At 68.8% G+C, this 23,848-nt stretch carries 23 protein-coding genes; 10 read left to right on the forward strand and 13 right to left on the reverse strand.

Annotated elements, in window-relative coordinates; genetic code table 11:
• Window positions 1-2 precede the first annotated feature (2 nt).
• The gene (locus I0K15_RS02000; RefSeq protein ID WP_196103788.1) at window positions 3-1,241 is read right to left on the reverse strand and encodes a bifunctional alpha/beta hydrolase/OsmC family protein; all 1,239 of its coding nucleotides are present in this window, start codon (window positions 1,239-1,241) and stop codon (window positions 3-5) included.
• Window positions 1,242-1,451: 210 nt separating this feature from the next.
• Window positions 1,452-2,912, reverse strand: a complete 1,461-nt coding sequence (locus I0K15_RS02005) for a cobyric acid synthase (RefSeq protein WP_422394001.1) — start codon at window positions 2,910-2,912, stop codon at window positions 1,452-1,454.
• A 27-nt stretch (window positions 2,913-2,939) separates the two neighbouring features.
• Here I0K15_RS02005 and cobO point away from each other — a divergent pair, with 27 nt between their 5' ends.
• Both cobO and I0K15_RS02015 read left to right on the forward strand, forming a co-directional pair.
• Window positions 2,940-3,542 (forward strand): cob(I)yrinic acid a,c-diamide adenosyltransferase, encoded by a 603-nt coding sequence (gene cobO, locus I0K15_RS02010; RefSeq protein ID WP_196103789.1) that lies wholly within the window; start codon window positions 2,940-2,942, stop codon window positions 3,540-3,542.
• On the forward strand, window positions 3,539-4,111 hold the full coding sequence (locus I0K15_RS02015; protein WP_196103790.1) for a cobalamin biosynthesis protein CobQ: 573 nt from the start codon (window positions 3,539-3,541) through the stop codon (window positions 4,109-4,111). Before cobO ends, I0K15_RS02015 begins: the two co-directional genes overlap by 4 nt.
• Window positions 4,112-4,117: 6 nt before the next feature.
• Here the strand turns inward: I0K15_RS02015 and I0K15_RS02020 are convergent, their stop codons facing one another.
• The 4 genes from I0K15_RS02020 to I0K15_RS02035 all read right to left on the reverse strand — a co-directional run bounded on the left by I0K15_RS02020 (window position 4,118) and on the right by I0K15_RS02035 (window position 9,351).
• Window positions 4,118-5,167, reverse strand: coding sequence for a DUF2235 domain-containing protein (locus I0K15_RS02020; protein ID WP_196103791.1), 1,050 nt, complete (start codon window positions 5,165-5,167; stop codon window positions 4,118-4,120).
• A 103-nt stretch (window positions 5,168-5,270) separates the two neighbouring features.
• Window positions 5,271-8,435 (reverse strand): 2Fe-2S iron-sulfur cluster-binding protein, encoded by a 3,165-nt coding sequence (locus I0K15_RS02025; RefSeq protein ID WP_196103792.1) that lies wholly within the window; start codon window positions 8,433-8,435, stop codon window positions 5,271-5,273.
• Window position 8,436: 1 nt separating this feature from the next.
• Window positions 8,437-8,880 carry a MarR family winged helix-turn-helix transcriptional regulator gene (locus I0K15_RS02030; protein WP_196103793.1) on the reverse strand — a complete coding sequence of 148 codons (444 nt, stop codon included), beginning with the start codon at window positions 8,878-8,880 and terminating at the stop codon, window positions 8,437-8,439.
• A 33-nt stretch (window positions 8,881-8,913) separates the two neighbouring features.
• Window positions 8,914-9,351: an acyl-CoA thioesterase gene (locus tag I0K15_RS02035; RefSeq protein WP_196103794.1), complete on the reverse strand. Its 438-nt coding sequence runs from the start codon at window positions 9,349-9,351 to the stop codon at window positions 8,914-8,916.
• 31 nt (window positions 9,352-9,382) lie between these two features.
• On the opposite strand from I0K15_RS02035, the gene I0K15_RS02040 reads away from it, so the two are divergent.
• Window positions 9,383-10,057 (forward strand): HAD family hydrolase, encoded by a 675-nt coding sequence (locus I0K15_RS02040; RefSeq protein ID WP_230374240.1) that lies wholly within the window; start codon window positions 9,383-9,385, stop codon window positions 10,055-10,057.
• An 87-nt stretch (window positions 10,058-10,144) separates the two neighbouring features.
• Window positions 10,145-11,695 carry a trimethylamine methyltransferase family protein gene (locus I0K15_RS02045; protein WP_196103795.1) on the forward strand — a complete coding sequence of 517 codons (1,551 nt, stop codon included), beginning with the start codon at window positions 10,145-10,147 and terminating at the stop codon, window positions 11,693-11,695.
• Window positions 11,696-11,786: 91 nt separating this feature from the next.
• Here the strand turns inward: I0K15_RS02045 and I0K15_RS02050 are convergent, their stop codons facing one another.
• The 3 genes from I0K15_RS02050 to I0K15_RS02060 are packed head-to-tail and all read right to left on the reverse strand — an operon-like array spanning window position 11,787 to window position 13,437.
• Window positions 11,787-12,416, reverse strand: a complete 630-nt coding sequence (locus I0K15_RS02050) for an SCO family protein (protein WP_196103796.1) — start codon at window positions 12,414-12,416, stop codon at window positions 11,787-11,789.
• Entirely contained in the window at window positions 12,416-12,985 is a 570-nt protein-coding gene (locus I0K15_RS02055) for a hypothetical protein (RefSeq protein WP_196103797.1), read from the reverse strand. Before I0K15_RS02055 ends, I0K15_RS02050 begins: the two co-directional genes overlap by 1 nt.
• Complete coding sequence (locus I0K15_RS02060; RefSeq protein ID WP_196103798.1) at window positions 12,982-13,437, reverse strand: hypothetical protein; 456 nt, start codon at window positions 13,435-13,437, stop codon at window positions 12,982-12,984. The genes I0K15_RS02055 and I0K15_RS02060 overlap by 4 nt, the downstream gene beginning before the upstream one ends.
• A 196-nt stretch (window positions 13,438-13,633) precedes the next feature.
• Here I0K15_RS02060 and I0K15_RS02065 point away from each other — a divergent pair, with 196 nt between their 5' ends.
• The gene (locus tag I0K15_RS02065) at window positions 13,634-16,051 is read left to right on the forward strand and encodes a GcvT family protein (RefSeq protein ID WP_196103799.1); all 2,418 of its coding nucleotides are present in this window, start codon (window positions 13,634-13,636) and stop codon (window positions 16,049-16,051) included.
• A gap of 44 nt (window positions 16,052-16,095) precedes the next feature.
• On the opposite strand, the gene phhA is transcribed toward I0K15_RS02065, so the two are convergent.
• A complete protein-coding gene (gene phhA / locus I0K15_RS02070; protein WP_196103800.1) occupies window positions 16,096-16,959 on the reverse strand; it encodes a phenylalanine 4-monooxygenase in 864 nt (287 codons plus the stop codon).
• 115 nt (window positions 16,960-17,074) lie between these two features.
• On the opposite strand from phhA, the gene I0K15_RS02075 reads away from it, so the two are divergent.
• A complete protein-coding gene (locus I0K15_RS02075) occupies window positions 17,075-17,548 on the forward strand; it encodes an Lrp/AsnC family transcriptional regulator (RefSeq protein WP_196105337.1) in 474 nt (157 codons plus the stop codon).
• A gap of 86 nt (window positions 17,549-17,634) precedes the next feature.
• Here I0K15_RS02075 and I0K15_RS02080 read toward each other — a convergent pair whose 3' ends face one another.
• Window positions 17,635-17,979, reverse strand: coding sequence for an antibiotic biosynthesis monooxygenase family protein (locus tag I0K15_RS02080; protein ID WP_196103801.1), 345 nt, complete (start codon window positions 17,977-17,979; stop codon window positions 17,635-17,637).
• The gene (locus I0K15_RS02085) at window positions 17,976-18,287 is read right to left on the reverse strand and encodes an NIPSNAP family protein (RefSeq protein ID WP_196103802.1); all 312 of its coding nucleotides are present in this window, start codon (window positions 18,285-18,287) and stop codon (window positions 17,976-17,978) included. The genes I0K15_RS02080 and I0K15_RS02085 overlap by 4 nt, the downstream gene beginning before the upstream one ends.
• A gap of 100 nt (window positions 18,288-18,387) precedes the next feature.
• Between I0K15_RS02085 and I0K15_RS02090 the strand changes: the two genes are divergently transcribed.
• Both I0K15_RS02090 and I0K15_RS02095 read left to right on the forward strand, forming a co-directional pair.
• Window positions 18,388-19,053: an ArsR/SmtB family transcription factor gene (locus I0K15_RS02090; protein WP_196103803.1), complete on the forward strand. Its 666-nt coding sequence runs from the start codon at window positions 18,388-18,390 to the stop codon at window positions 19,051-19,053.
• Between the two features lie 167 nt (window positions 19,054-19,220).
• On the forward strand, window positions 19,221-20,159 hold the full coding sequence (locus tag I0K15_RS02095; protein ID WP_196103804.1) for a pirin family protein: 939 nt from the start codon (window positions 19,221-19,223) through the stop codon (window positions 20,157-20,159).
• 16 nt (window positions 20,160-20,175) lie between these two features.
• Here the strand turns inward: I0K15_RS02095 and I0K15_RS02100 are convergent, their stop codons facing one another.
• Entirely contained in the window at window positions 20,176-21,879 is a 1,704-nt protein-coding gene (locus I0K15_RS02100) for a SulP family inorganic anion transporter (RefSeq protein WP_196103805.1), read from the reverse strand.
• Between the two features lie 179 nt (window positions 21,880-22,058).
• Here I0K15_RS02100 and I0K15_RS02105 point away from each other — a divergent pair, with 179 nt between their 5' ends.
• Both I0K15_RS02105 and I0K15_RS02110 read left to right on the forward strand, forming a co-directional pair.
• Window positions 22,059-22,499: a hypothetical protein gene (locus I0K15_RS02105; RefSeq protein WP_196103806.1), complete on the forward strand. Its 441-nt coding sequence runs from the start codon at window positions 22,059-22,061 to the stop codon at window positions 22,497-22,499.
• The gene (locus tag I0K15_RS02110; protein WP_196103807.1) at window positions 22,496-23,719 is read left to right on the forward strand and encodes a mandelate racemase/muconate lactonizing enzyme family protein; all 1,224 of its coding nucleotides are present in this window, start codon (window positions 22,496-22,498) and stop codon (window positions 23,717-23,719) included. The genes I0K15_RS02105 and I0K15_RS02110 overlap by 4 nt, the downstream gene beginning before the upstream one ends.
• Window positions 23,720-23,848: the final 129 nt, after the last annotated feature.

A 23,848-nucleotide genomic window follows, 5' to 3' on the forward strand; every position in this document is an offset into this window, starting at 1 on the left:
CGTCAGCCTGCCGCGAGCGCCGGCTCCTCCGCAAGTTCGGTCGTCACGTGCGCCGTCCGCTCCAACGTCCGGTGGACGGGGCACTTGTTGGCGATCTCCAGGAGCTTCGCCCGCTGCTCCGGCGTCAGCGCGCCCTGCAGGTGGACCACGCGGTGCAGGTGGTCGATCTGCGGCGTTGCTTCGGCCCGGTCCGCATCGGCGGCATGGATCTTGCCATGGGTCACGTCGACCGAGACGTGGTCGAGCGGCAGCTCCTTGTGCCGCGCATACATCCGGATCGTCATCGAGGTGCAGGCCGCCAGCGCGCCGCCGAGGAGCTGGTAGGGCGTGAAGCCCAGATCGGTGCCGCCGAAGTCCACCGGCTCATCGGCGAGCACGTGGTGCTTCGGCCCGGCATTGATGTCGTGCAGGAAGCCGCGCGGGTCGCTCTCGCTCGCGCGCACGACCCCCTCGGGTACGTCGGCCGGAGCAGGAGGCGGCGTGAGGTCGATATAGCGGGCCGCCCAGCGTTCGATGACTCCGGCAGCATATTCCGCATCGGCGGCCCTGGTCAGCAGGTGGTCGGCGGTGTCGAGCGTTACGAAGCTCTTCGGGTGCCGCGCCGCACCCCAGATCTCGGTCGCGTTTTCGATGCCCACGGTCTGGTCCACCGGCGAGTGCAGGATGAGGAGCGGCTTGCGCATCGCGCCTACGGCCTCGCTGAGCTTCGCCCCCCGCACATCCTCGACGAAATCGCGGCGGATGGTGAAGGGACGCCCGCCGAGGCTCACCTCCGCCTCGCCCTCCTGCTCGATCCGCGCGAGGGCAGGGCCGAAATGGGCGGTAACGTGGAAGGGATCGGCCGGCGCGGCGATGGTCGCGACCGCCTTGACCGAGGCGACCTTCCCGGCGGCGGCGAGCACCGCGGCCCCGCCCAGCGAGTGGCCGATCATCAGGTCCGGCGCCATGCCGAGCCCGTCCAGATGGCCCGCCGCGCGCACCAGATCCTCGACATTCGAGGAGAAGTGCGTGTTCGCGAACTCTCCCTCCGAATGGCCGAGCCCGGTGAAATCGAAGCGCAGCACGGCGATCCCGGCCTGCGCGAGCCTCGCAGCGATCCTGCGCGCGGCGGGGATGTCCTTCGAGCAGGTGAAGCAATGCGCGAACAGCGCCGTGGCCAGATGCGGCCCGTCCGGCCGGTCGAGGCGGGCCGCGAGCATCTCGCCCGAATGGCCCTGGAAGCTCAGTTTCTCGCTGGTCATCACATCCTCCCTGCGTCGCCCGGTCACAGGTAGGAGGCGGGGAAGCATCCTCCAACCGAACTGAAACATCCCTCACCGATCGGCGAGCGTAGGCCCCTCCTTCATCTGTCCACAAGTATCCCGGGGTCTGGGGCGGAGCCCCAGGACAGGGGCCTTACAATAAACGCATAGCGTTTCAGGCCCGAACGGGGCGGAGCCCCCCAGTGTTCCTTATCGGGCGAGCGCCAGCAGTCGGTCGAGGTCGAGATGGGCTTCCATGTGGTCGGCGACGCGGTCGAGCACGTCGTCCACGATGGTCTCGTGTTCCGCACACGCGCTTTGGACGCCGAGCCCGGCAAGCCACACCGCACGAAACGGGCCGGAGGAGAAGAGGCCGTGGAGGTGCGTTCCCGCGATCCGGCCGCTCGGCGACACCGCCCCTTCGGAGCCACCGGGCAATTGGAACAGGGGCCGCTCCGTATCGGGCCCCTTGATCCGGCCCATGTGGATCTCGTAGCCGCGGACGGGGACGCCCTCCGGCGTCGCGCCTTCGGTGGTCCCGAGGCGCTTCTCCGGCGCCATCACCGTCGCCACGTCGAGCAGGCCGAGGCCCGCGGCCGCGCCCGGTCGCCCGTCCACACCGTCGGGATCGTCGATATGGTGGCCGAGCATCTGGAAGCCGCCGCAGATCCCCAGCACGTGCCCGCCGCGCCGGACATGACCCGCCAGATCCACGTCCCAACCCTGCTGCCGCAGAAACGCCAGATCGCCCAGCGTCGACTTCGTCCCCGGCAGGATCACCGCCGCGGCATCGCCGGGCAGCGGTGCGCCGGGGGGCACCATCACGATCTCCACCCCCGGCTCGGCGGCCAGCGGGTCGAGGTCGTCGAAATTGGCGATGCGCGAGAGCTGCGGCACCGCGATCTTCACCGGCCCGTCGCCGCCGCCCGCCAGCTCCAGCGCGTCCTCGGCCGGCAGGCGGCGCGCCTCGGCGAACCACGGGATGACGCCGAGGCAGGGCCAGCCGGTGTGGCGCTCGATCTCCGCCACGCCCTCGTCGAAGAGGGAAACGTCGCCGCGAAACTTGTTGACCGCGCAGGCCACGACCTGCGCCCGGTCGCCCGCCTTCATCACCGCCGCATGGCCCGCGAGCTGTGCGATCACGCCGCCGCGGTCGATGTCACCGACCAGCAGGACCGGCACGTCCGCCGCGCGCGCGAAGCCCATGTTCGCGATGTCGTTGGCGCGCAGATTGGTCTCCGCCGGGCTGCCCGCGCCTTCCACGATGACCAGATCGGCCTCGGCACGTAGGCGGGAGAAGCTGTCGAGCACCGGCGCCATCAGCTCCGCCTTGCGCCGCCAGTAGGCCCGCGCCTCGGCCCGGAAGGCGACCTTGCCCTGCACCACGACCTGCGAGCCCGTCTCCGTCTCCGGCTTCAGGAGCACCGGGTTCATGTGGACCGAGGGCGAAACGCCGCACGCCGCGGCCTGCAACGCCTGCGCCCGCCCGATCTCGCCCCCCTCGGGCGTGACGGCGGCATTGTTGCTCATGTTCTGAGGCTTGAAGGGCCGGACGCTCAGCCCGCGCCGCACATAGGCCCGGCAGAGCCCGGCCACGAGCATCGACTTGCCCACGTTCGAGCCCGTCCCCTGCACCATCACGGCCTTGCCCATCCCGCGCGCACCTTCCATCTTCTTCCAAAGGCACAAGGAGGCCCCATGAGCACGACGAATGACGCCCATCGCGAGGCGATGCAACAGGCCCAGACCGAACATCGGGAGAAGATGGCGCAGAAGACCCGCGCCGATCGCGGCCTCGTGCTCATCCACACCGGCGACGGCAAGGGCAAGAGCTCGTCCGCCTTCGGCGTCGTCGCCCGCGCGCTCGGCTGGGGGCAGAAGGTCGGGATCGTCCAGTTCATCAAGGGCAAGTGGAAGACCGGCGAGCGGGAGTTCTTCGCCCGCTTCCCCGAGATCGACTGGCACACGATGGGCGACGGCTTCACCTGGGATACGCAGGACAAGGAGCAGGACACGCAGGCCGCGATGGAGGCCTTCGCCCAGGCCTGCGCGATGATGTCCTCGGGTGAGTACGACCTGATCGTGCTCGACGAGATCAACATCGCGCTGCGCTACGACTATCTCGACGCGGCCGCGGTGCGCGACGGGCTGGAAGGACGGGCGAAGCAGACCTCGGTCATCCTGACCGGGCGCGACGCGAAGCCCTCGCTGATGGAATATGCCGACCTCGTGACCGAGATGGTGGAGGTCAAGCACCCCTTCCAGGCGGGCATCAAGGCGCAGCGCGGCATCGACTATTGAACACGCCCGCCCACCTGGTCCTGTCCGCGGGGCTCTTCGCGCGGCCTGATGCGAAGCGGATAACGGCCGCCGCCCTCTTCGGTGGGCTGCTGCCGGACCTGTCGCTCTACCTCATCGGGGCGTGGTCGATGACCGTGGGTGGCCAGTCGGCCGAGACCTTCTTTCGCGAGACCTACTACAGCGGCTGGGTTCAGCAGATCATGGCGGTGGACAACTCCATCCCGCTCTGGTCACTCGTGGCGGTAATCGCGTTGGCGCTGCGCAATGCGGCGGGCACGGCCTTCGGCGTGTCGGGGCTGATCCATGTGATCGCCGATTTTCTGCTCCACAACGACGACGCGCGGCAGCATTTCTGGCCGCTGTCCGACTGGGTCTTCGTCAGCCCCATCAGCTATTGGGACCCGGATCATTACGGCACGATCTTCGGCGCGTTGGAGACGATGGGCGTGCTGCTGATCCTCACCATGCTTTGGCGCCGCTTTGAGGGGCGGTTTGCACGCAGCGTGATCGCGGTGGCGGGGGCTGCACAGCTCGCGCCGATGTTCTTCTGGGCGATCGTTTTCGCCTGATCCTGCTCACGGCGTGCCGCGCGCCGGCATCATCGCGTCGGTGATCGTGCTGTCCTCGCCCGCGACCTCGGCCAGCGGACGGTAGCCGCGCTTGCCCCAGGTCCGCTCCAGCACCGTCGGGTGCACCCGCTGGTGCGGCCCCGGCTGCACGAGGCGGCGGGAGCGGTAGAGAAAGAGCTTGCCCGTCCCCGACCAGTTGCCGAGCGAGGGAGCGAGCGGATCGCAGGGAAAGCGGCTGCGCCAGCCTTCGGGCAACGTCACGCCCACCCGCTCCACCCGTTCGAGCATCCAGACCAGCGGGATGTTCGACAGCCCCCGCGCCCGCGGCTTGCGCCAGACCTGCCCGCCGATATCGCCGTGATTGCCCGCGAACCAGACCTGCTCCATCCGCCCCTCCCAACAGGGCGGGCGGTGCCAGAGCACGGGCGAGTATGCGACCCGCATCTCGTCGAGCGCGAGGGCCTGCGCGGCGAAGCGGACGGCGGGGCTGACATTGTCGTCGTGGAAATCCGTGGCCATCGGGGCCAGCCGGTTGATCAGCGGATAGGGCAGGCCCAGCGCGCGGACGGTGTCCCAGACCCCCACCATCTCGATCGGTACGTCGCGGTGGCAGAAGAGCTCGGAGAAGCGCCGCGCGTCGTCCGTCCGCCGCATCCGCTCGTAATAGCCGAAGGACCGGTCGACGCGCCGCGCTGTGGCGTGCTTCGCTTTCAGAAGCCCGATGCGCTCGATCCAGCCGGCGAGCGAGCGCACCGCGTAAGCGCCGCGCGAATAACCCAGAAGCACGATCCGGTCGCCGGGCACGTAGCGCGAGGCGATAGTGGCATAGGCCTCCGCAATCGCCTCGTTGACGCCGATCCCGGCGGCGGCGTGCAGCCATTTCGACCAGCCCCGCCCTTGGATGCCGGGATGGTAGCCGACCGATTGCCGCGCGGTCTGGCCCACCTCCTCCAGCAGCCGGAAGGCGAGGCCCGCATTGGTCTCGTGGCCTTCCGTGAGACGCGAGAACGTCCCGTCGATGATGAAGACATGGGTGCGGGGCGAACGCTGCGGCATACCGCCATTTCAGCGGCTTGGCCGATCACTGGCAAGTCAAGGCTGCGTTCCGGTTTGTTTCAGAGATCGTGTGCCTCCGGCGGAGATACTTCGAGAAGAGAGATCAGGGCGCGATATCGAGCGTGCCGCCCGGCTCGGCCGCGCGGGACTGGCAGAGGATCATCGCGGTCTCGCGCTCGGCTTTCGACAGGACGAAGTCGCGGTGGTCGACGGCACCGGCGGTGACGGTGCACTTGCAGACGCCGCAGAGGCCGTCGGCGCATTTCACGTCCACCTTGATCCCGGCGTCGATCAGAGCGTCGGAGGCGGTCTGTTCGGCCGCCACGGCGACCTCACGCCCATAGGGCAGGCGCAGGGTGAAGGGATGGTTCTCCCGCTCCGGCGCTTCGGGAACGGAGAAGTACTCGCGATGCAGCGCCTCCTCCAGCCAGCCGTTGGCCTCCGCCGCCTCCAGCACCGCGCTCATGTAGCGGTCGGGGCCGCAGGTGTAGAGATGCGCGCCCTCCGTGTGGGCGGTCAGCGCCGCGAGGTCGGCGCGGGTCTCGTCGGAGAACCAGTAGTGCACGCGGTCGGCCCAGGGCGCGGCGGCGAGGTCATCGAGATAGGCGGCGGTCGCTCGTGTCTTGCAGGAATAGTGCAGCTCGAACTCCCGCCCCAGCGCGTGCAGCCGGTGCGCCATGGCGATCATCGGGGTGACGCCGATGCCGCCGGCCATCAGCAGCGTCTTCGGCGCATCCTCCACCAGCGGGAAGTGGTTGATGGGGCGGGAGATGAAGACCCGCCGCCCTTCGGAGAAGATCCGGTGCATGAGGGCGGAACCGCCGCGGCCCGCATCCTCGCGCAGCACGCCGATCTGGTAGATGTCGCGCCGCGCCGGATCGCCGGACATGGAGTACTGGCGCAGGAACTCCGGCGCCACCACCACGTCGAGATGCGCGCCAGCCTGCCATTCCGGCAGGTCGCCGCCATCCGCAGCGCGGAACTCGTACTTGGTGATGTCGCCGGTCATGTGCTCGACCTTCGAGACCACGACCGGCAGCACCGGCGCCTCCGCCCCGAAATCGCGCAGCTTGTGCGACGGGTCCTCGCCGCGCGCGATCCGCCGCTTGTACTCACCGGCAGAGATCAGCGCCTTGTAAGCCGCGATCCCCGCCTCCCGGTCCATCGGATCGGGGAAGGGCCAGGGGTGCGGGGCGAGCGGCGCGGGATAGACGGCAAGCGTCTGATCCTCGTGGCGCAGGTCGAGATCAGGGGAGATGTCGCGCCGGTTCACCGGCTGCACGGCGGGGCGGTAGGGGCCGTCGCTCTCCATCTCCAGGTCCCACCACCACTTCTTGGCCGGGTTCATGTTGCCCCGGCCAAGGCGGTCGTCGAGGGCCGCCAGGTGCTTCGCCGCCCCCGGCACGTGCATCGCGGCCCAGCGGAAGGGGGCCTCGGCGAACAGGCCTTCGAGGTTCCACGGACAGGTCTTCATGCAGCGGCCGCACATGGCGCCGCCCGCCGTGCCGATGCGGTAGGTGGTGCATTTCTGGCTGTCGGACTTCCAGATCTCGTAGCCGTTGAACATCCGCTTCGGCCCGGCGGTGATCGCGCCCGAGGGGCATTCGCGGGCGCACTTGTTGCAGGCCTCGCAAAAGCGTTGCAGGCCGAAGTCGATGGGCCTGTCATGCGCCATCGGCATGTTGGTCGTGACCGCCCCGGATTTCAGCCGCGGGCCGAGGAAGGGGTTGAGGATGACCTCTCCGATCCGGGAAACCTCGCCGAGGCCGGAGAGCAGCAGCAGCGGCGGCTGCAGCACCTCGCCGTCGATGACGGAGTGGACGCGCGCCTCGTAGCCCATCTCGCGGATCGCCTCCGCGATGACCCCACCGAGCAGCGAGAAGCGCAGGTAGGCGCGCATGGATTGGGCGCAGGCGATCCAGTCGTCGCCGCTCGCACCCTCCATCGTCTCGTGCCCCTGGTCGATGATCATGGAAACGGCGTTGGCATGGTAGGCGGGCAGCGGGTCGCCCTTCGCGTCGTGGGAGTAGTAGGCCCAGTCCGGGCAGCGGCTGATCCCCACCGCGTCGACGCCGAGGAAATAGCTCGCCGCCTTGATCCAGTCGGCGTTGCGTTGCGCTTCGTCGGCCTGCGGGTCCTTCGCCTGCGCCGGGCCGTCCTGCAGCAGCGTCAGCGCGCCCAGCGCCCGGCGGAACGCGAAGGCGGAGGCGGACTTGCGCACGTAGTTGCCGTTCTTCGCGTTCTCCTGCGGGCCGCGGCCCATGTCGCCGAAGAGCGCGCGCGAGAACATGTCGGCGCGCTTCGGCACGCGGGGGACGCGCGGCTCGTCGATATAGGTGGTGGGCGTGTCGACGCGCTTCAGCGTCTCGAAGGGATGCGCACCGTTGGCGTAGTTGCGCTTGGCGAAGGGGTCGGCATTGAGGGCCGTCTTCGCCTGCGCGCCGAGATACCATTGGACACCCTTGCCGCCGGGATCATCCGCGAGCGGCTGGTCGGGCGCGACCACCAGCGTCGTGGTCACAACGCCAATGCCGAAGCGCTCCCCGAACCACGGATTGACGAGGCGGCCGCCCTCGACCCGCGCGAGGCCTGCTGCCACGGCGAACCGGCCCAGATGCACGTCGGACGCGGTGCCCTGGTGCGCCCGTGCCTCGTCGCCCAGCAGGCGGATGTAGCTCGATAGGACCGAGCCGGTCTCGCCCGCCCGCAGCGCCGCGCGCGCAGCCTGCGCCCCCTCCAGCATCCACTCGCCCGGCGCATCGCGCGGATCTCGCGGCCAGGCATAGAGGTAAACGAGCGCGTGGGTGTGGTGGCGACAGTCGCCGGGCGGGACGGCGGCGCTTTCCTTCAGCTCCGCCATGATGACGTCGATCCCGGCCGAGAGGGTGGAGGTCTGGCGGGTCTGGAGCTCCTGCGCCAGTGCCGCGACCCCGGGATTGTGGAGCGGCGCATCGCGCCACATCGCGGGCCGAATCGCGCAGGTCCCCGCAAGGCTCGCATCGCAGTAATAGGTGAAGCTCTTCAGGTGCCGCGCCCGCTCCTCCAGATCCTCGGGGATCACCGCCCGCTCCCGCTTCACCAGCCCGTCGCGGGTGGCGTCCAGCATCGCCTGGTATCGGGCGAGCGCCCGGCCGAGCGGCGTGTCGGGCACCGCCACCGGCGCATCCTCCGGCACGCGCGAGAGGTCCGGCATCGGCCCGCGCCGCAACGTCTCCGCCGGATAGGGGCCGAGGTGGAAGGGCCGGTCGGCATAGGAGCGCAGGCGCATGTCAGAGACCTTTCAGCGGGCCAGGCCGCGCGGCGTTAAGCTCGGTGAGCAGCGCCAGCAGCCGGTCGCGGGAACAGGGATCGAGGTCGCGGGTCATGTCCTCGGCATTCGCACGGGCGGCGGCCACGGCCTCGTCGAGCACCGCACGACCAGCCGCCGTAATCGCCACGTCCCGCGCCCGCCCGTCGCCGTTGGAGGCGGTGCGAACGACACGCCCCTGCCCTTCCAGCACGTTCAACGCGCGGGAGATCGCGGCGCGGTCCACCCCAATGAAATCGCTCAAGCCAGACGGCTGCCCGATCCCCTCCTGCCCGACGCCGAGCAGGACGCACCATTGCAGGCGGGTGAGCTCCAACGGCTCCAGCCGCGCCTCGAATCCCCGCTCGACGGCCCGGGCGAGGCGGGAGAGCTGGTAGCCGAGCGAGGCGTGCAGGTCATAGGACATGATTGACAGGATCAATCAAACTGATTGCCCCTGTCAATCAGTTTGCAGGCTCTCCACCGCCGCCCGGAACGGCTCGGGCAGCTCCACCGGTCGCCGCGTGGTGCTGTCGACATAGACGTGGGTGAACCCGGCCTCCGCCGACGCGCTGTCGGCCGCACCGTCGAAGAGCCCGACCTCGTAACGCACCGAGCTGCGCCCGACCTTGCCAACCCGCAGGCCGCCGGTCACCGGCGTCGGAAAACCGAGGCTCGCGTGGAAGATGCAGTCCGACTGCACCACGAGGCCCACCACCGGCCCATGCGGGATCTCCAACGTCCCCGTCCCCACGATCCAGCCGTTCACGACGCTGTCCACGTACTCGTAGAACACCGCGTTGTTCATATGCGCGTAGACATCATTGTCGCGCCACCGGGTCGCCATCGTCACGAAATGACGGTAAGCCGCGCGGGTGGCGGGAGCGGGTCGGGTCATGGCGCGTCTCCGGATGGCAATGGAGGCCAGCATGGTCAAAGCCGTGATCTTCGACAAGGACGGCACGCTGTTCGACTTCACCGCGACGTGGGGGCCGTGGACGGCGGACCTGCTGCGCGACCTCGCCGATGATGCGGCGCACGCCGACCGGCTGGCGCGGGCCGTGGGCTTCGACCTTTCCACCTGCCGTTTCGACCCCGCGAGCCCGGTGATCGCCGGCACGCCGGGCGACTCGGCCCGGGCGCTGGAGGCCGCCCTGCCCGGCATGACGCTCGACGCGATCGTGCGGATCCTGATCGAGCGCAGCCGCGACGTGGTCCCCGCCCCCGCTGTCCCGCTCGCCCCCCTGCTCAGCGAGCTGACGGACCGGGGCCTCGCGCTCGCCGTCGTGACCAACGACGCCGAAGGACCGGCGCTCGAACAGCTCGACGGTCACGCCCACCACTTCGCCTTCATCGCCGGATGCGACAGCGGGCACGGGGCGAAACCCGATCCCGACCCGCTGCTCGCCGCCGCCCGCGCGCTGGGCCACGCGGCGGAGGATTGCATCATGGTCGGCGACAGCCTGCACGATATTCGCGCGGCCCATGCCGCCGGGATGCGCGCCCTCGGTGTGCTCACCGGTCCCGCGACCGAACTGCCGGGGGCCGAGGCGGTGCTGCCCGATATCGGCCACCTGCCCCGCTGGCTCGACGCGACGACATAGGCCCCGAAAACGACACCGATCCGTCGCGACCGTCACAGAATGCCGCGGCCGAGCGGCCTTTCCTGTCTCCATGCGGAGGAGACCGACATGACGATACAGACCCGCCGGCGGGGCGGCGGACGCGCGGGCAACACCCGGCGCAGCACGGCCAAAGCCATCGAACAGATGCCCTGGAGCCCGCCGGTCAATGTCGACCGGCCCACCGAACCCCTCTCCGACGAGGGGGTGGCCGCCATCCACGACACCGCGATGCGCATTCTCGAGGAGATCGGGATCGAGTTCCTCAACGGCGAGGCGCGCGACTACCTGCGCGAGGCCGGCTGCACCGTCGAGGGCGAGAACGTGCGCATGGACCGCGATTGGGTCATGGCCATGGTGGGCAAGGCACCCGACACCGTCACGATCACCCCGCGCAACCCGGACCACGCGATCACGATCGGGGGCCGGAACATGGCCTTCGTCAACGTCTCCTCCCCGCCCAACGTGATGGATCTCGACCGCGGACGGCGCGTGGGAGATTTCGAGAGCTTCAAGGACCTCCTGAAATTCACCCAGTATTTCAACTGCATCCACGTGGCGGGCGGCTATCCGGTCGAGCCCGTGGACATCCATGCGAGCATCCGCCACCTCGACTGCCTCTACGAGAAGCTGACGCTGACCGACAAGGTCTGCCACGCCTATTCGCTCGGCCCCGAACGGGTCGAGGACGTGCTGGAGATGGCGCGGATCGCCGCCGGGCTCACCCATGAGGAGTTCGACGCGGCCCCGCGGCTCTACACCAACATCAACTCCTCGAGCCCCCTGAAGCACGACTGGCCGATGCTCGACGGCGCGATGCGCTTCGTGAAGCGCGGCCAGCCGGTGATCGTGACGCCGTTCACGCTCGCGGGCGCCATGGCACCGGTGACGATGGCCGGCGCGGTGGCGCAGTCGGTGGCGGAGGCGCTGGCGGCGATCGCCCTCTTCCAGCACATCCGCCCGGGCGTGGGCTGCGTCATGGGCTCCTTCACCTCGAACGTGGACATGAAGTCCGGCGCGCCCGCGTTCGGCACGCCCGAGTACGTACGCGCGACGCAGATGACCGGTCAGATGGCGCGCTTCTACGGGCTGCCCTTGCGCGCCTCGAACGCCTGCGCCTCGAACGCGCCGGACGGACAGGCGATGTGGGAAAGCTCCAACTCGCTCTGGGCCGCGGTCAATTCGGGCGTGAATCTCGTCTATCACGCGGCTGGCTGGCTGGAGGGCGGGCTCATCGCCTCCTACGAGAAGTTCGTGATGGATTGCGAACTGCTCCAGCAGATCCAGCGCTACATGGACCCCGCGATCACCGCGACCGATGCGGGGAGCCTCGCCTTCGACGCGATCCGCGAGGTCGGACCGACCGGCCACTTCTTCGGCACGCAGCACACGCAGGACCGCTACCAGACCGCGTTCTACGCCCCCTTCCTGAGCGACTGGCGCAACTACGAGGCGTGGCAGGAGGCGGGCAGCACCTGGACGGCGGATCGGGCGAACGCGACGTGGAAAGCGATCCTCGCCGAGTTCGAGCCGCCTGCGATCGACCCGGCCATCCGCGACGAACTCAAGGACTTCGTCGCCCGGCGCAAGGCGGAGGGCGGCGCGCCCACTGACTTCTGACGGAACGCCTCCGGCGGGCGTATTGGGCGAGAGTGATGAGGCAGGCGCCGCGCCCCGGCCCATCACTCTCTTCAAATACGCAAATCGGCGCTCAGAGGTAGGACGCCACGATCTCCGCCATGCGCTCCGGCCCCAGGATGGGCGGAAGCAACGTCAGGAACGCGCCCTGCGGATCGAGCACGTAGATGAACGAGCCGTGGGAGTAGATCGTGCCGTATTGCGGATCCTCGAAGACCGGTTTCGCCTCGATCTGGTAGGCGTCCCGCAGGGCGGCGAGATCGGCTTCGGATCCGGTGAGACCCACCATGCGGGGATGCCGCTCGGGCACCGCCTCCGCAAGGGCCGTGACCGTGTCCCGCTCCGGATCGACCGTTACGAGGATCGGGGTCAGCGTATGGCCCTCCGCCGCCAGCATGTCCGTCACCTCCGCCATCCGCGGCAGCGCCGTGTCGCAGATCGCCACGCAATTGGCATAGCCGAAGAAGAGCAGCTGGTGATGGCCATCAGGATCGGTTTCCGTCCGCTCCGCGCCGGTCTGGTCGATCAGCGCGAACGGCCCGCCGATATTGCCCGGCAGGGGCAGCGCGGTGTCGGGCAGCGGCGGCGCATCGCCTCGGGTTTCGGCGAGGTGGCGCGCAGCCTCCTCCGCCGTCTTGTGCTCGACCCCGTCATGGGCCGCGGCGGCGCCTGCGATCAGCACCGCGAGCAGGGCATGTCGCATCAGAACCAGTCCTCGATGAAGGCTGCGTCCGCCTCCTGGCCGAGGCCCAGATAGCCGTCCCGCTCGATCAGCGCGTTGATACGCGGGTCGCGGCGGAACCACGGGCCCTCGCCGGCGGCGTCTGGGAACTCCTCCTCCCACGCGGTGGTGAAGCGGTTCGCACGGGTCCACTCGCCATCGGGCAGCTCGCGGATGCGCTGGACCTGGTAGAACTTGGTGGCGATGCCGGTCCAGTCCTCCTCATTCACCAGAAGGCCGTCGACCTCCACATCCATGCCGCAGAACGGCAGGAGGTCCACGACCGCGCCGGAGAACACCGGCTGGCCGTTCTTGAGCACCATCACGAGCTGATCGTCGGCAGCGCGGACGAGGCCGAGCTGGCGCGCGCCTGCGCCGCAATCTTCCGGACAGTCGCCCGTCAGCTCGCAGGCGAGATCGACGACCCGCGCCTCGAAGAACGCCTTCTCCTCCCCGATCAGGCCCCAGGAATTAGCCTCGGAGCCTTCGGCGAAGTCCTGCGCACCCGCGGCGGTCGCGGTCAGCAGGAGGGCGGTCAGAACGTGCTTCATTCGGCCGGCTCCGGAATGACGAAGCCGGGGATCACGCCCCATTCGTCGTGGTTCTCGTTGGTGAGGCCGGAGTTGTCGACGACGGTCTCCACCACGAGGTAGTCGATCCCGTCGCGACGATAGTGCAGCCCATCCGCGACCAGCCGGTCCGACTGCAGCTCCAAGAGCGTGTCCATGTCGGCGAGCACGCCCTCCCCTTCGAGCTTGAGGATCATGTAGACCTCGCCCTCCTCGGTCAGCAGTCCGACGGGAATGCCGCCCGCGGCACACCACAGCGCGCAGGTGTGGTGCGCGGAGCCCTGGACCGCCTCCGGCGCGCCCATGACGCCGGAGAAATAGCACCACGTGTCGATGAATTCGCCCTCGACCTGGATGCGTTCCGGTGTGGTTTCGGCCCTGAGCGGGGCGGACAACGCTGCAAGCAGCAGTATCGCGGAAGAAGTTGATTTCATTACGGCACTCCTGTTGTCAGATTTACCTTACACGCAAAATGCGAAGATGACTCTTCACGTTTTCGCCCTGATTGATTTGTGATCGTCCGTGACGGGAAATCGCCGATGACGCAAACGGACCTCGTTTTGTCTCATTCCGTCTTGGCAGGGCGGTGCCGGTCCCCTTGTCATGGGACCCAAGCAAGGAGACGAGCCCATGACCCAGCACTACCGCGCCATCGTGATCGGGGGCGGCGTCGTCGGCGCCTCGGTCCTCTATCACCTGACCAAGAAGGGCTGGACCGATGTCGCCCTGCTGGAGCGCGACGTGCTGACCTGCGGTTCCTCGTGGCATGCGGCGGGCGGCTTTCACACGCTCAACGGCGATCCGAACGTGGCGAAGCTCCAGCAATACACCGTCGATCTCTACAAGGAGATCGAGGAGATCTCGGGCCTCTCCTGCGGCGTGCACCTCACCGGCGGCGTGCAGCTCGCCAAGACCAAGGAGCGGATGGAGAGCCTCTACATGGCGCAGGCGCGCGGGCGCTACATGGGCATGGAGCTGGAGATCGTGACGCCGGAATGGACCAAGGAGCGCTTCCCGATCCTCAACGAGAAGGAGTTCCTGGGCGGGCTGTGGGATCCGATCGAAGGGCATCTCGACCCCTCCGGCACCACCCATGCCTACGCGAAATCCGCCCGGATCGCGGGCGCCAAGGTGCACGAGAAGACCAAGGTCGAGGACCTGCGGCGGGACGAGACCGGCACCTGGCGGCTCACCACCTCGCAAGGCGAGTTCACCTGCGACCACGTGGTCAATGCCGGCGGCCTTTGGGCGCGCGAGGTCGGCCGCATGGTGGGGCTGGAGCTGCCTGTGCTCGCCATGGAGCACCACTACTTGCTGACCGAGGAAGTGCCCGAGGTCACCGCCTTCAACAAAGAGAGCGGGCAGGAGCTGATCCACATCATCGATTTCGAGGGCGAGATCTACACAAGGCAGGAACGCGACGGCGTCCTCCTCGGCACCTATGAGCGCGCCGCGACCCCGTGGATGCCCAAGGAAACGCCGTGGAACTTCGGCTCCGAGCTGCTGGAGCCCGATTTCGACCGGATCGCGCCGTCGCTGGAGGTCGCCTTCCAGCATTTCCCGGCGCTGGAGACTGTCGGCATCCGCCAGGCGATCAACGGCCCCTTCACCTTCGCCCCCGACGGCAACCCACTGGTCGGGCCGGTGCGCGGGCTGCCCGGCTTCTGGTGCGCCTGTGCCGTGATGGCGGGCTTCTCCCAGGGCGGTGGCGTCGGGCTGGCGCTCTCGAACTGGATGGTGGACGGCGATCCGGGCTTCGACGTCTGGGGCATGGACGTGGCGCGCTACGGCGACTGGGCGACGCTCAGCTACACCAACGAGAAGGTGCGGGAGAACTACTCGCGCCGCTTCCGCATCCGCTTCCCCAACGAGGAGCTGCCAGCCGCGCGGCCCCTGCGCACCGGGGCGCTGCATGACCGGCACATCGCCCTCGGCGCGCAGATGGGCGACAACTGGGGGCTGGAGACGCCGCTCTGGTACGCGCCCGAGGGGGTCGAGGAGACCTTCTCTTGGCGCCGCTCCACCGACCACCAGCACGTGGCGCGCGAGGTCGCGGCGGTGCGTGAGGGCGTGGGGATCATCGACATCACCGGCTTCTCGAAGTTCGCGGTGCATGGGCCCGGGGCCGAAGGCTTCCTCGACAAGGTGCTCGCCTGCAAGCTGCCCGCCGAGGGCCGCATGACCCTGGCCCCCATGCTCAACGAGAACGGCAAGCTGATCGGCGATCTCTCGGTCGCGAATCTGGGGCGCTACTACTGGATGGCGGGGTCGGGCATCGCGCAGGAATATTACCTGCGCCATTTTGAGGCGCACAGGCCCGAAGGCGTGACCATCGACGCCAAGGGCCCCGCCATCTGCGGCATCTCGATCGCCGGACCGAAGGCGCGCGACTTGTTGGCGCGTGTCGCGGGCGAGGATGTGAGCCACGAGGCGTTCCGCTTCATGGCCGCGCGCGAGATGCTGGTCGGCCACGTGATGTGCACCGTCGGCCGCGTCTCCTATACCGGCGATCTGGGCTACGAGATCTGGATGGAGACGGAATTTGCCCGCTATGTCTGGGACTTGCTGATGGAAGAGGGCGCGGATCTCGGCATCGCGCCCGTCGGCATGCGGGCGCTCAACTCCCTGCGGCTGGAGAAGAACTGGTCCTCCTGGGCGCGCGAGTACCGCCCGATTTACGGTGCGCTGGAGGCGGGGCTCGACCGCTTCGTCGCCTATGACAAGCCCGCCGACTTCATCGGCAAAGCGGCCGCCCGGGCGGAGCGGGAGAGCGGCGGCGCCCTGCGGCTGCTCACCTTCCGGGTCGATGCGATCGACAGCGATCCGATCGGGGACGAGCCGATCTGGTGGAATGGCGAGGTGAAGGGCTGGATCACCTCCGGCGGCTACGCCCACAACCAGGGCACCTCGATGGCGCAGGGCTATGTACCCAAGGAGATCGCGGGCGAGGCCGAAGGATGGGAGGTCGAGGTGCTGGGCGAGCGCCTGCCGATGCGGCCGCAGTTCGCGCCGGCTTTCGACGCCAATGCGAGCCGGATGCGCAGCTAGGAACCTGCGCCTCCGGCGGGGATATTTCGAGCAAGAAGAAGGCGTTACGTCTTCTTGAAATACGTCATGTCGCCGCGGTGAAAGACCCGGTCAGTGTCCAGAACGGCGTCGGGGGCGATGTCCTCGGCACCCTTCAGGCGATCGTAGAGGGCGGAGAAATCACCGTAGCACTCCGACAGTAGCGATTTGAAATCGTTAATGACGAAGTAGGTCTTCTGGTAGTCGTCGATCTCGTATTCGGTGCGCATCACCCGTTCCAGATCGAAGCCGATCCTGTTGGAAGATGTATCTTCGAGGCTGAAGCGGATCTCCCCGGTGGAGCTCAGGATCCCCGCGCCGAAGATGCGCAGGCCGTCCGCGTGGCGCATCAGGCCGAATTCGATGGTGTACCAGTAAAGCCTTGCCAAGTTGTGAAGCTGGCCGCGCTCCATCGCAGCCTGCCCGCCCTTGCCGTAGGCTTCCATGAAATCGGCATAGGTCGGATCGGCGAGCAGCGGCACGTGGCCGAAGACGTCGTGGAAGATGTCGGGCTCCTCCAGGTACTCCATCTCGGCCTCGGAGCGGATGAAGGCGCCGGCCGGGAAACGGCGGTTGGCGAGGTGGTCGAAGAACACCTCGTCGGGCACGAGGTCGGCCACCGGCACCACGGACCAGCCAGTGAGCGGGCGGAGTTTCTCGGAGAGCTTCTCCATGTCCGGCACGCCGCCGCCGGAGAGGTCAAGCGTCTGAACGGCCTCGATGAATTCGGGGGCGGCGCGGCCGGGCAAGAGCTCCGTCACCGCCTTGGCGAGGCGGTTCCAGCGGTCGTGTTCCTCGGCACTGTAGGTGTGCCACTGCTGGTCGATCGTGTAGTCTTCGCGCTTCGGCGCGGTACGGTAGCGATTACGGGCGTCGGTTTCGTCAAGCATGGGTTACTCCTCTCGGATCATGGGAGAAGACTGCCCCGAAAGGCCGGACGAATCGTTTCGTCGTTACTTGGATTTCGTTGAAATTCGGTAAAGCTGGCGGCACTCTTGGGCCATGATGAAACAGTTGTCTCTTTCGCTGACCGAGCTCGACCGCCTGATCCTGCAGGCCCTGCAGCGCGACGCGACGCTGTCGGTGCGCGGTCTCGCCGAGAAGCTCGACCAGTCGCAATCGACGATCTGGCGGCGTCTGACGAGCCTGGAGAAGGCGGGCGCGATCCGGGCGCGGGTCGCCCTGCTCGACCCCGCGCGAGTCGGCGTGCCGGTCTGCGTTTTCGTACAGATCAACCTCACCGGGCACGGACCGGAGGTGCGCAAGTCCTTTGAATCGCTGGTGGAACGCACGCCGGAGATCCTCGACTGCTATGCCGTGACCGGCACCTTCGACTACACGCTGATCGTCCGCTGCGGCTCGGTCGAGGATTTCGAGGAGCTGCTGATGCACCGCATACTCAACCATGACAGCGTGGCCAACGCTTCAAGCCAGTTCGCACTGCGCCAGATCAAGAGCGAGACCGCGCTGCCGATCTGAAACATCCGTTCCATGGCGTCCGGTATGAAAAGCGTATGATTTGCGTATGACATCGGTATGCCACCAGATCGCTCGAATGCACCGCATTAACCGTGGATCGCGCGGCTGTCCTCCGGCGCCTCGGCCCGTTCCGTCATCCCGTAGTCGCGGATGATGGCGGCGACGCGCAGGCGGTAGTCGGCGAAGTGGACCTTGCGGCCCATGGCCTGCGCCCGGCGATGCTCATGGAGCTTGCGCCACTCCTCCAGCGCCGCCTCGTCCCGCCAGATCGAGAGGGACAGGAGCTTGCCGGGTTCGGTCAGGCTCTCGAACCGCTCGACGGAGATGAAGCCGTCGATGGCCTCAGTATGGGCGCGCATCTCGGTGGCGAGGTTGAGATAAGACGAGCGGTGGCCGTCCTTGGGCCAGACCTCGAAGATGACGGCGATCATTGGGGGCCTCCGATGCGGTGGTAGAAGGCGCGGTCCTCGCGCCGGATGAAGCGGTTTTGCGCGGCAAAGGCGTAGTTTTGCGCGCCTTCGGGGCTCCCGGCAAGGCGGGCACGGTAGGCCTCGTAGGCGGCGAGGTCGGCGATCTCGTAGAGACCATAGGCGGTGGTCGCCGTCCCCTCGCGCGGGGAGAAGTAGCCGATGAGGTTGGCGCCGGCGGCGGGGATCGCGGCGGCCCAGGTCTCGGCATAGGTCTCGAACTCCGCGCGCTGGAAGGGCTCGATCTCGTAGCGGATGATGCAGGTGAGCATGGGTGGTCTCCTTTCGCGGTGGACCGTGCCACGGGCGGGCGCGCGAACGGTTCGGGCCGGGCCGTAGCATCGGCGCGCGATGATGGCCTAGGATCGGCCCATGGCAGACGGACCGGATATCGCGCGCATTGCCACCCTGATTGGGGAGCCGGCGCGGGCGCGCATGCTTTCCGCGCTCATGGGCGGGCAGGCGCTGACCGCGAGCGAACTGGCCGAGGAGGCCGGGGTGACGCGGCAGACCGCGAGCGGGCATCTGTCGCGGCTGGAGGACGGTGCGCTGATCGCGGGCGTGAAGCAGGGGCGGCACCGGTATTTCCGGCTGTCCGGGTCGGATGTCGCCGAGGCGCTGGAGGTGCTGATGGAGGTGGTCGACCGGCGGGGGCCGGCGCGGGTGCGCCCCGGTCCACGGGAGCCGGAGATGCGCCACGCGCGGGTCTGCTACGACCACCTCGCCGGGACGCTGGGCGTGGCGCTGCATGACGGGCTGCTGGCGCGAGGATGGCTGGCGCCGGGGTTGGTGCCGACGGCGGAGGGGACGGCGGCGTTCGAGGATCTGGGCATCGACATGGATGAGTTGGGCAAGGCGCGGAGGCCGCTCTGCCGCGCCTGCCTCGACTGGTCGGAACGGCGGACGCACCTGGCGGGCGGGCTGGGGGCCGCGCTCTTCACCGCGTTCGAGGACCGGGGCTGGTTGAAGCGTGTGCCGGGCGCGCGAGTGGTACGGTCGCCGGGGGAAGCGGAGCTGCGCGACTGGCTCGGCAACTGATCCTTCATCTTTCGCCCGGATGCTCGTGGATGGCCACCGGCAGGATGTGCGTATTTGGACAAAGAAGAAGACGGGGCGGGCGGCGCCAGATTGTTTCCATTCCGAACGATTTTCGGCGGAGGAAACCGCGCCATATTGCCCGTCAGGAAACACCATGGAGATGTGTCATGAGCTGGAACCCCGCGCTCGACCCCCATTGCCCGACCGGAGACGAGGTGGACGCGATCGAGACGCTGATCGTACCGCGGGCGCGCGATCTCGGCGGGTTCGAGGTGCGCCGTGCCCTGCCCGCGCCGCAGCGGCAGATGGTGGGGCCCTTCATCTTCTTCGACCAGATGGGCCCGGCGGAATTCATCACCGAGAAGGGGATCGACGTGCGCCCGCATCCGCATATCGGGCTGGCGACGGTCACGTATCTCTATGACGGAGCGATCCATCACCGCGACAGCCTCGGCAGCTCGCTTGAGATCAAGCCGGGTGCCGTGAACTGGATGATCGCGGGGCACGGCATCACCCATTCGGAGCGGACGCCGGGCGACGAGCGGGCGAAGGACGGATCGAAGCTCTTCGGCATCCAGACCTGGGTGGCCCTGCCCGAGAAGGATGAGGAGGGCGAGGCCGGGTTCGAGCACGTGGCAAAGGAGGAGCTTCCGTTTCTGGAGGGGGAAGGCAAGGAGGTGCGCCTGATCCTCGGCTCGCTTTACGGCGAGCGCGCGCCGGTGAAGACGTTCTCCGAGATGTTCTATGCCGACGTGGTGATGAAGGCGGGGTCGAAGATCCCGCTCCCCGACGAGCATGAGGATCGGGGCATCTATGTCGTCTCCGGCGAGGTCGAGATCGCGGGGCAGCGATACGAGGCGGGGCAGATGATGGTCTTCCGCCCCGGCGACGCGATCACGGTGAGCGCCACGCGCGACGCGCGGCTGATGCTGTTGGGCGGTGAGACGCTGAACGGGCCGCGCTACATCTGGTGGAACTTCGTCGCCTCCTCGAAGGAGAAGATCGAGGCGGCCAAGGAGGCGTGGCGCGAGGGGGATTGGGAGCATGGCCGCTTCCAGCTTCCGCCCGACGATCATGCGGAGCACATCCCCCTGCCCGATCGGTGACCGGGCGGGCACAGGCTCAGCCGTCGTCCCGCGGCGCGGCGCAGCGGGTCGTCATCTCCTGCACGCCATCCTCGACGGTCAGGAAACAGGGGATGTCGTCGGTGGGGGCCGCGGCCTTCAACGCATCGTGGACCGGCATGTGCAACGCGGCGAAGGCGATCAGCAGATCCTCGTCGGCCAGCGTGGCGCGCAGGCGGTCGAACATGCGCAGGGCGCTCGCGTCGATCGCGTTGACCCCGCGCATGTCGAGGAGCAGGCAGCGCGCCTGCGGGTGGGCGGCGATGATCTCGCCCAACCGCGCTTCGACATGGCCGACATTGCCGAAATAGAGCGAGCGGTCGATGCGCACCGGCAGGACGGGCAGCGTGTCGAGCTCGACCCTGTCCCGGTCGGTGGAGCGGTAGTTGTCGGCCCCGTCCGCCCGCCCGATCCGGGTCACCCGCGGCTGGCTGGAGATCCAGAGGAAGACGGCGAGCCCCGACAACGCGCCCGCCACCAGCCCCCAGCGCACGCCGAAGAGGACGGTCGCAAGGAAGGTCGCGGCGATCACCACGCCCTCCGCCCGGCTGTGGGTCCAGACGGCGCGGATGTCGCGCACCTTCACGAGACCGACGATGGCGCTGAGGATCAGCGCGGCCAGTGCGGCCTCGGGCAGTGCGGCGAGCAGCGGCCCCGCGAACAGGATCACCGGCAGCACGATCAGCCCGCCGATGGCGCTCGACAGCGGTGAGCGGGCGCCGGAGCTCTCCACCAAGGCCGAGCGGCTGAGGCTGATGCCGGGGGCGAAGCCGCCGGTCACGCCCGCCGCGACGCTGGCCGCGCCCACCGCCAGCGCCTCGCGATCCGTGTTGAGCGCATCGTTGCGGCGGCGCGGCAGGGACTTCGCGACCGCCGTTCCGGTGACGAAGACAACGAGCGCGACCAGCCCGCTCGACGGCAGCAGGCCGAGCCAGGCGCTTGGATCGGCGAGGGGCAGCATCGGCTGCGGCAGCCCGCCCGACGGCGCTTGCACCCGCGCGACGTCGAAGGGCCGTGCGATGAGCGCTGCGCCTGCGATGATGAGGAGCGGCAGCCCCTTCACCACGGCCAGCCGCACCGGGGCGGGCAGAGCGAGGGGTGCGATCGCCCGGTCCGCGAACCCGTTGGCGAGGAACAGCAGGGCGAGTACGCTCGCCCCAACCGCGACCGTCATCCCGTCTGGCGCCCCTGCCCCGGCGAAGATCGGCACCGCGTCGATCAGGTTGCCCGCCCGCGGCAGGTCGAGGCCCAGGAAGGCGGGAAGCTGGCTGACCGCGATCAGCACCGCAATGGCCGCCGTGAAGCCCAGAAGCGCCGGCTCACTCACGAAATTCACCAGCCGCCCCAGCCGCACCGCTCCGAGGATCAGCAGGATCGCGCCGCTCTCAACTGCGATGATCGCGGCGGCGGCCATCGGCTCCAGCTCCGTCCCGGCGATGGCATCGGCCACGACCAGCGAGGCGAGCGCCACCGGCCCGACGGAGACGAAGGCGCTGCCGCCCAGTGCCGCATAAAGCAGTGGCGCCACCATGGCCGTGTAGAGCCCCGCCTCCGGCGGCAGACCGGCGAGCAGCGCATAGGCCATGGCCTGTGGAATCAGCAGGATGGCGAGGATCAGCCCGGCGAGCAGGTCCGCACCGAAGCCCCCGATGTCGTAGTCGCGCACCCATGGCGGGATCAGGGCCGCGGGGCGAAGCGCCATGGCATATCCTCCCGCCCACAACCTAAACCGCGGGCGGATGGGGTCGAATTTCGCTCTCCTGCCCCGCGACTTGTGGTACAAATTCCGCGCCGTGGTCACCCCCTGCGGCCAAGGACCGTTCGGGCGAGGAGGCCCGCGGGCGCGGTCCCCAACCATGACCATCGGAAACGGAACATCACGTGACTTCTCTACATTCTGATCGACCCGCCTCCGGCCCTGCCGGATCCTGCGACCGTGCGCGCCGCGCCTTCTGCCTGGGCGCGATCGCGACCGCGGCGGCGGGCCCGGCGCTTGCCCATCCCGGGCACGAGGGCGGGCATCCGAGCATCACGCTCGCCGTCCGGCTCCTCGGCGCGCAGCGGGTGGACGACGCGGTGGCGGTCGAAATCGCCTTCGCCAACGGGGGCCTGCTGCCCATCGTGGTCCGTGAGCTCTCCACCCCCGATGGCGAGATCGCCGAGCGGCGCCTGCCGCTGGTGCTGAACGCCGGTGAGGCGGTGCTCTGGAACGGCGACGAGGCGATCATGGTCCGCGGCATCGCCGAGGATGCGGAGAGCTTCCCCCTCGATATCGCGACCAGCAACGCCTCGGCCCGGGCGACCGTGCGGATCACCGCGTGAGGCTCGACCACGCCGAAGTGCATGTGGTGGCCAACCCGCCGCCGGGCTTCGGCGGGCGCTATTTCATCCTGGTAAAGGTGGTGGCCGAGGGCGGCCTCCACGGCTGGGGCGAGGTCTATGCCGCCGCCGTGGGGCCGGAGGCGATGCGCGCGGTGATCCTCGACGTCTTCGCCCGGCACATGCGCGGCCGCGACGTGGCGGAGGTCGAGGCGATGTACCGCGCGGTCCATTCCTCCGGCTTCACCCAGCGTCCCGATCCGACGGTGATGGGCGCTTTCTCGGGACTGGAGATCGCCTGCTGGGACATCCGCGGCAAGGCGCTGGGCGAGCCGGTGCACCGCCTGCTCGGCGGTCGGGTGCAGGAGCGGGTGCGCGCCTACACTTACCTCTACCCGCGGGCGGGCGAGGATGCGGCCGCTTTCTATGCCTCGCCCGAACGCGCGGCGGAGGCGGCGGCGGAGCGCGCGGATCAGGACTTCACGGCGGTGAAGTTCGACCCGGCGGGGCCCTACACGGTGATGGGCGGACACCAGCCGGCCCTGTACGACCTGGAGCGGTCGGAGGCGTTCTGCGCCGCGATCCGGGCGGCGGTGGGGCCGCGCGCCGATTTGCTCTTCGGCACCCACGGGCAGTTCACGCCGGACGGCGCGATCCGCATAGGGCGGCGGCTGGAGCCCTACGATCCGCTGTGGTTCGAGGAGCCCTGCCCGCCTGACACGTTGCCGGCGGATCTGGCCCGGGTCGCCCGCGCCGTGCGGATCCCCGTGGCGACGGGGGAGCGGCTGGTGACGCCTGTCGAGTTCGCAGCCGTGCTCCGTGCAGGGGCCGCGAGCATCCTGCAACCCGCCCTGGGCCACTGTGGCGGGCTCTGGGCCGCACGCAAGATCGCGGTGCTGGCCGAGGCCTTCGGCGCACAGATTGCGCCGCATCTCTATGCCGGGCCGGTCGAGTGGGCGGCGAACGTGCAGCTCGCGCTCGCCTGCCCCAACTTCCTGATCGCGGAGACGATCGGCGACGGCACGGGCTTCCAGGCGGATCTGCTGGTCGAGCCGATCCGGGTGGAGCGCGGCCATATCGCGCCGCCCGAGGCGCCGGGCCTGGGCATCGACGTGGACGAGGCGGTGCTAACCGCGCACCCGTGGGACGGCAGCCAGCTGCATCTGGAGATGCAGGCGACCCCGCACCGCTACGACGCGGAGGAGAAGTTCGGGGGCGGGTGAGCGGGCTCGGCGAACGAACCGCCGCCAAAGAATCCTGCCAAGCCGCAGAGGTCAGCGCCCGACCCTGGGGTGGGCGCGTTGGAACGGCACTGATCCGTGCCTACAGAGCAAACTGTCGGTCGGCGGCGC

Origin of the sequence: Pontivivens ytuae (genome assembly GCF_015679265.1) — a bacterium.
Classification (GTDB): Bacteria; Pseudomonadota; Alphaproteobacteria; order Rhodobacterales; family Rhodobacteraceae; genus Pontivivens; species Pontivivens ytuae.

Coding starts and splice junctions, on each gene's coding strand:
- I0K15_RS02000 (WP_196103788.1), bottom strand. CDS start 1,241: ATGACCAGCGAGAAACTGAGCTTCCAGGGCCATTCGGGCGAGATGCTC.
- I0K15_RS02005 (WP_422394001.1), bottom strand. CDS start 2,912: ATGGAAGGTGCGCGCGGGATGGGCAAGGCCGTGATGGTGCAGGGGACG.
- cobO (WP_196103789.1), top strand. CDS start 2,940: ATGAGCACGACGAATGACGCCCATCGCGAGGCGATGCAACAGGCCCAG.
- I0K15_RS02020 (WP_196103791.1), bottom strand. CDS start 5,167: ATGCCGCAGCGTTCGCCCCGCACCCATGTCTTCATCATCGACGGGACG.
- I0K15_RS02025 (WP_196103792.1), bottom strand. CDS start 8,435: ATGCGCCTGCGCTCCTATGCCGACCGGCCCTTCCACCTCGGCCCCTAT.
- I0K15_RS02030 (WP_196103793.1), bottom strand. CDS start 8,880: ATGTCCTATGACCTGCACGCCTCGCTCGGCTACCAGCTCTCCCGCCTC.
- I0K15_RS02035 (WP_196103794.1), bottom strand. CDS start 9,351: ATGACCCGACCCGCTCCCGCCACCCGCGCGGCTTACCGTCATTTCGTG.
- I0K15_RS02040 (WP_230374240.1), top strand. CDS start 9,383: ATGGTCAAAGCCGTGATCTTCGACAAGGACGGCACGCTGTTCGACTTC.
- I0K15_RS02045 (WP_196103795.1), top strand. CDS start 10,145: ATGACGATACAGACCCGCCGGCGGGGCGGCGGACGCGCGGGCAACACC.
- I0K15_RS02050 (WP_196103796.1), bottom strand. CDS start 12,416: ATGCGACATGCCCTGCTCGCGGTGCTGATCGCAGGCGCCGCCGCGGCC.
- I0K15_RS02055 (WP_196103797.1), bottom strand. CDS start 12,985: ATGAAGCACGTTCTGACCGCCCTCCTGCTGACCGCGACCGCCGCGGGT.
- I0K15_RS02060 (WP_196103798.1), bottom strand. CDS start 13,437: ATGAAATCAACTTCTTCCGCGATACTGCTGCTTGCAGCGTTGTCCGCC.
- I0K15_RS02065 (WP_196103799.1), top strand. CDS start 13,634: ATGACCCAGCACTACCGCGCCATCGTGATCGGGGGCGGCGTCGTCGGC.
- phhA (WP_196103800.1), bottom strand. CDS start 16,959: ATGCTTGACGAAACCGACGCCCGTAATCGCTACCGTACCGCGCCGAAG.
- I0K15_RS02075 (WP_196105337.1), top strand. CDS start 17,075: ATGAAACAGTTGTCTCTTTCGCTGACCGAGCTCGACCGCCTGATCCTG.
- I0K15_RS02080 (WP_196103801.1), bottom strand. CDS start 17,979: ATGATCGCCGTCATCTTCGAGGTCTGGCCCAAGGACGGCCACCGCTCG.
- I0K15_RS02085 (WP_196103802.1), bottom strand. CDS start 18,287: ATGCTCACCTGCATCATCCGCTACGAGATCGAGCCCTTCCAGCGCGCG.
- I0K15_RS02090 (WP_196103803.1), top strand. CDS start 18,388: ATGGCAGACGGACCGGATATCGCGCGCATTGCCACCCTGATTGGGGAG.
- I0K15_RS02095 (WP_196103804.1), top strand. CDS start 19,221: ATGAGCTGGAACCCCGCGCTCGACCCCCATTGCCCGACCGGAGACGAG.
- I0K15_RS02100 (WP_196103805.1), bottom strand. CDS start 21,879: ATGGCGCTTCGCCCCGCGGCCCTGATCCCGCCATGGGTGCGCGACTAC.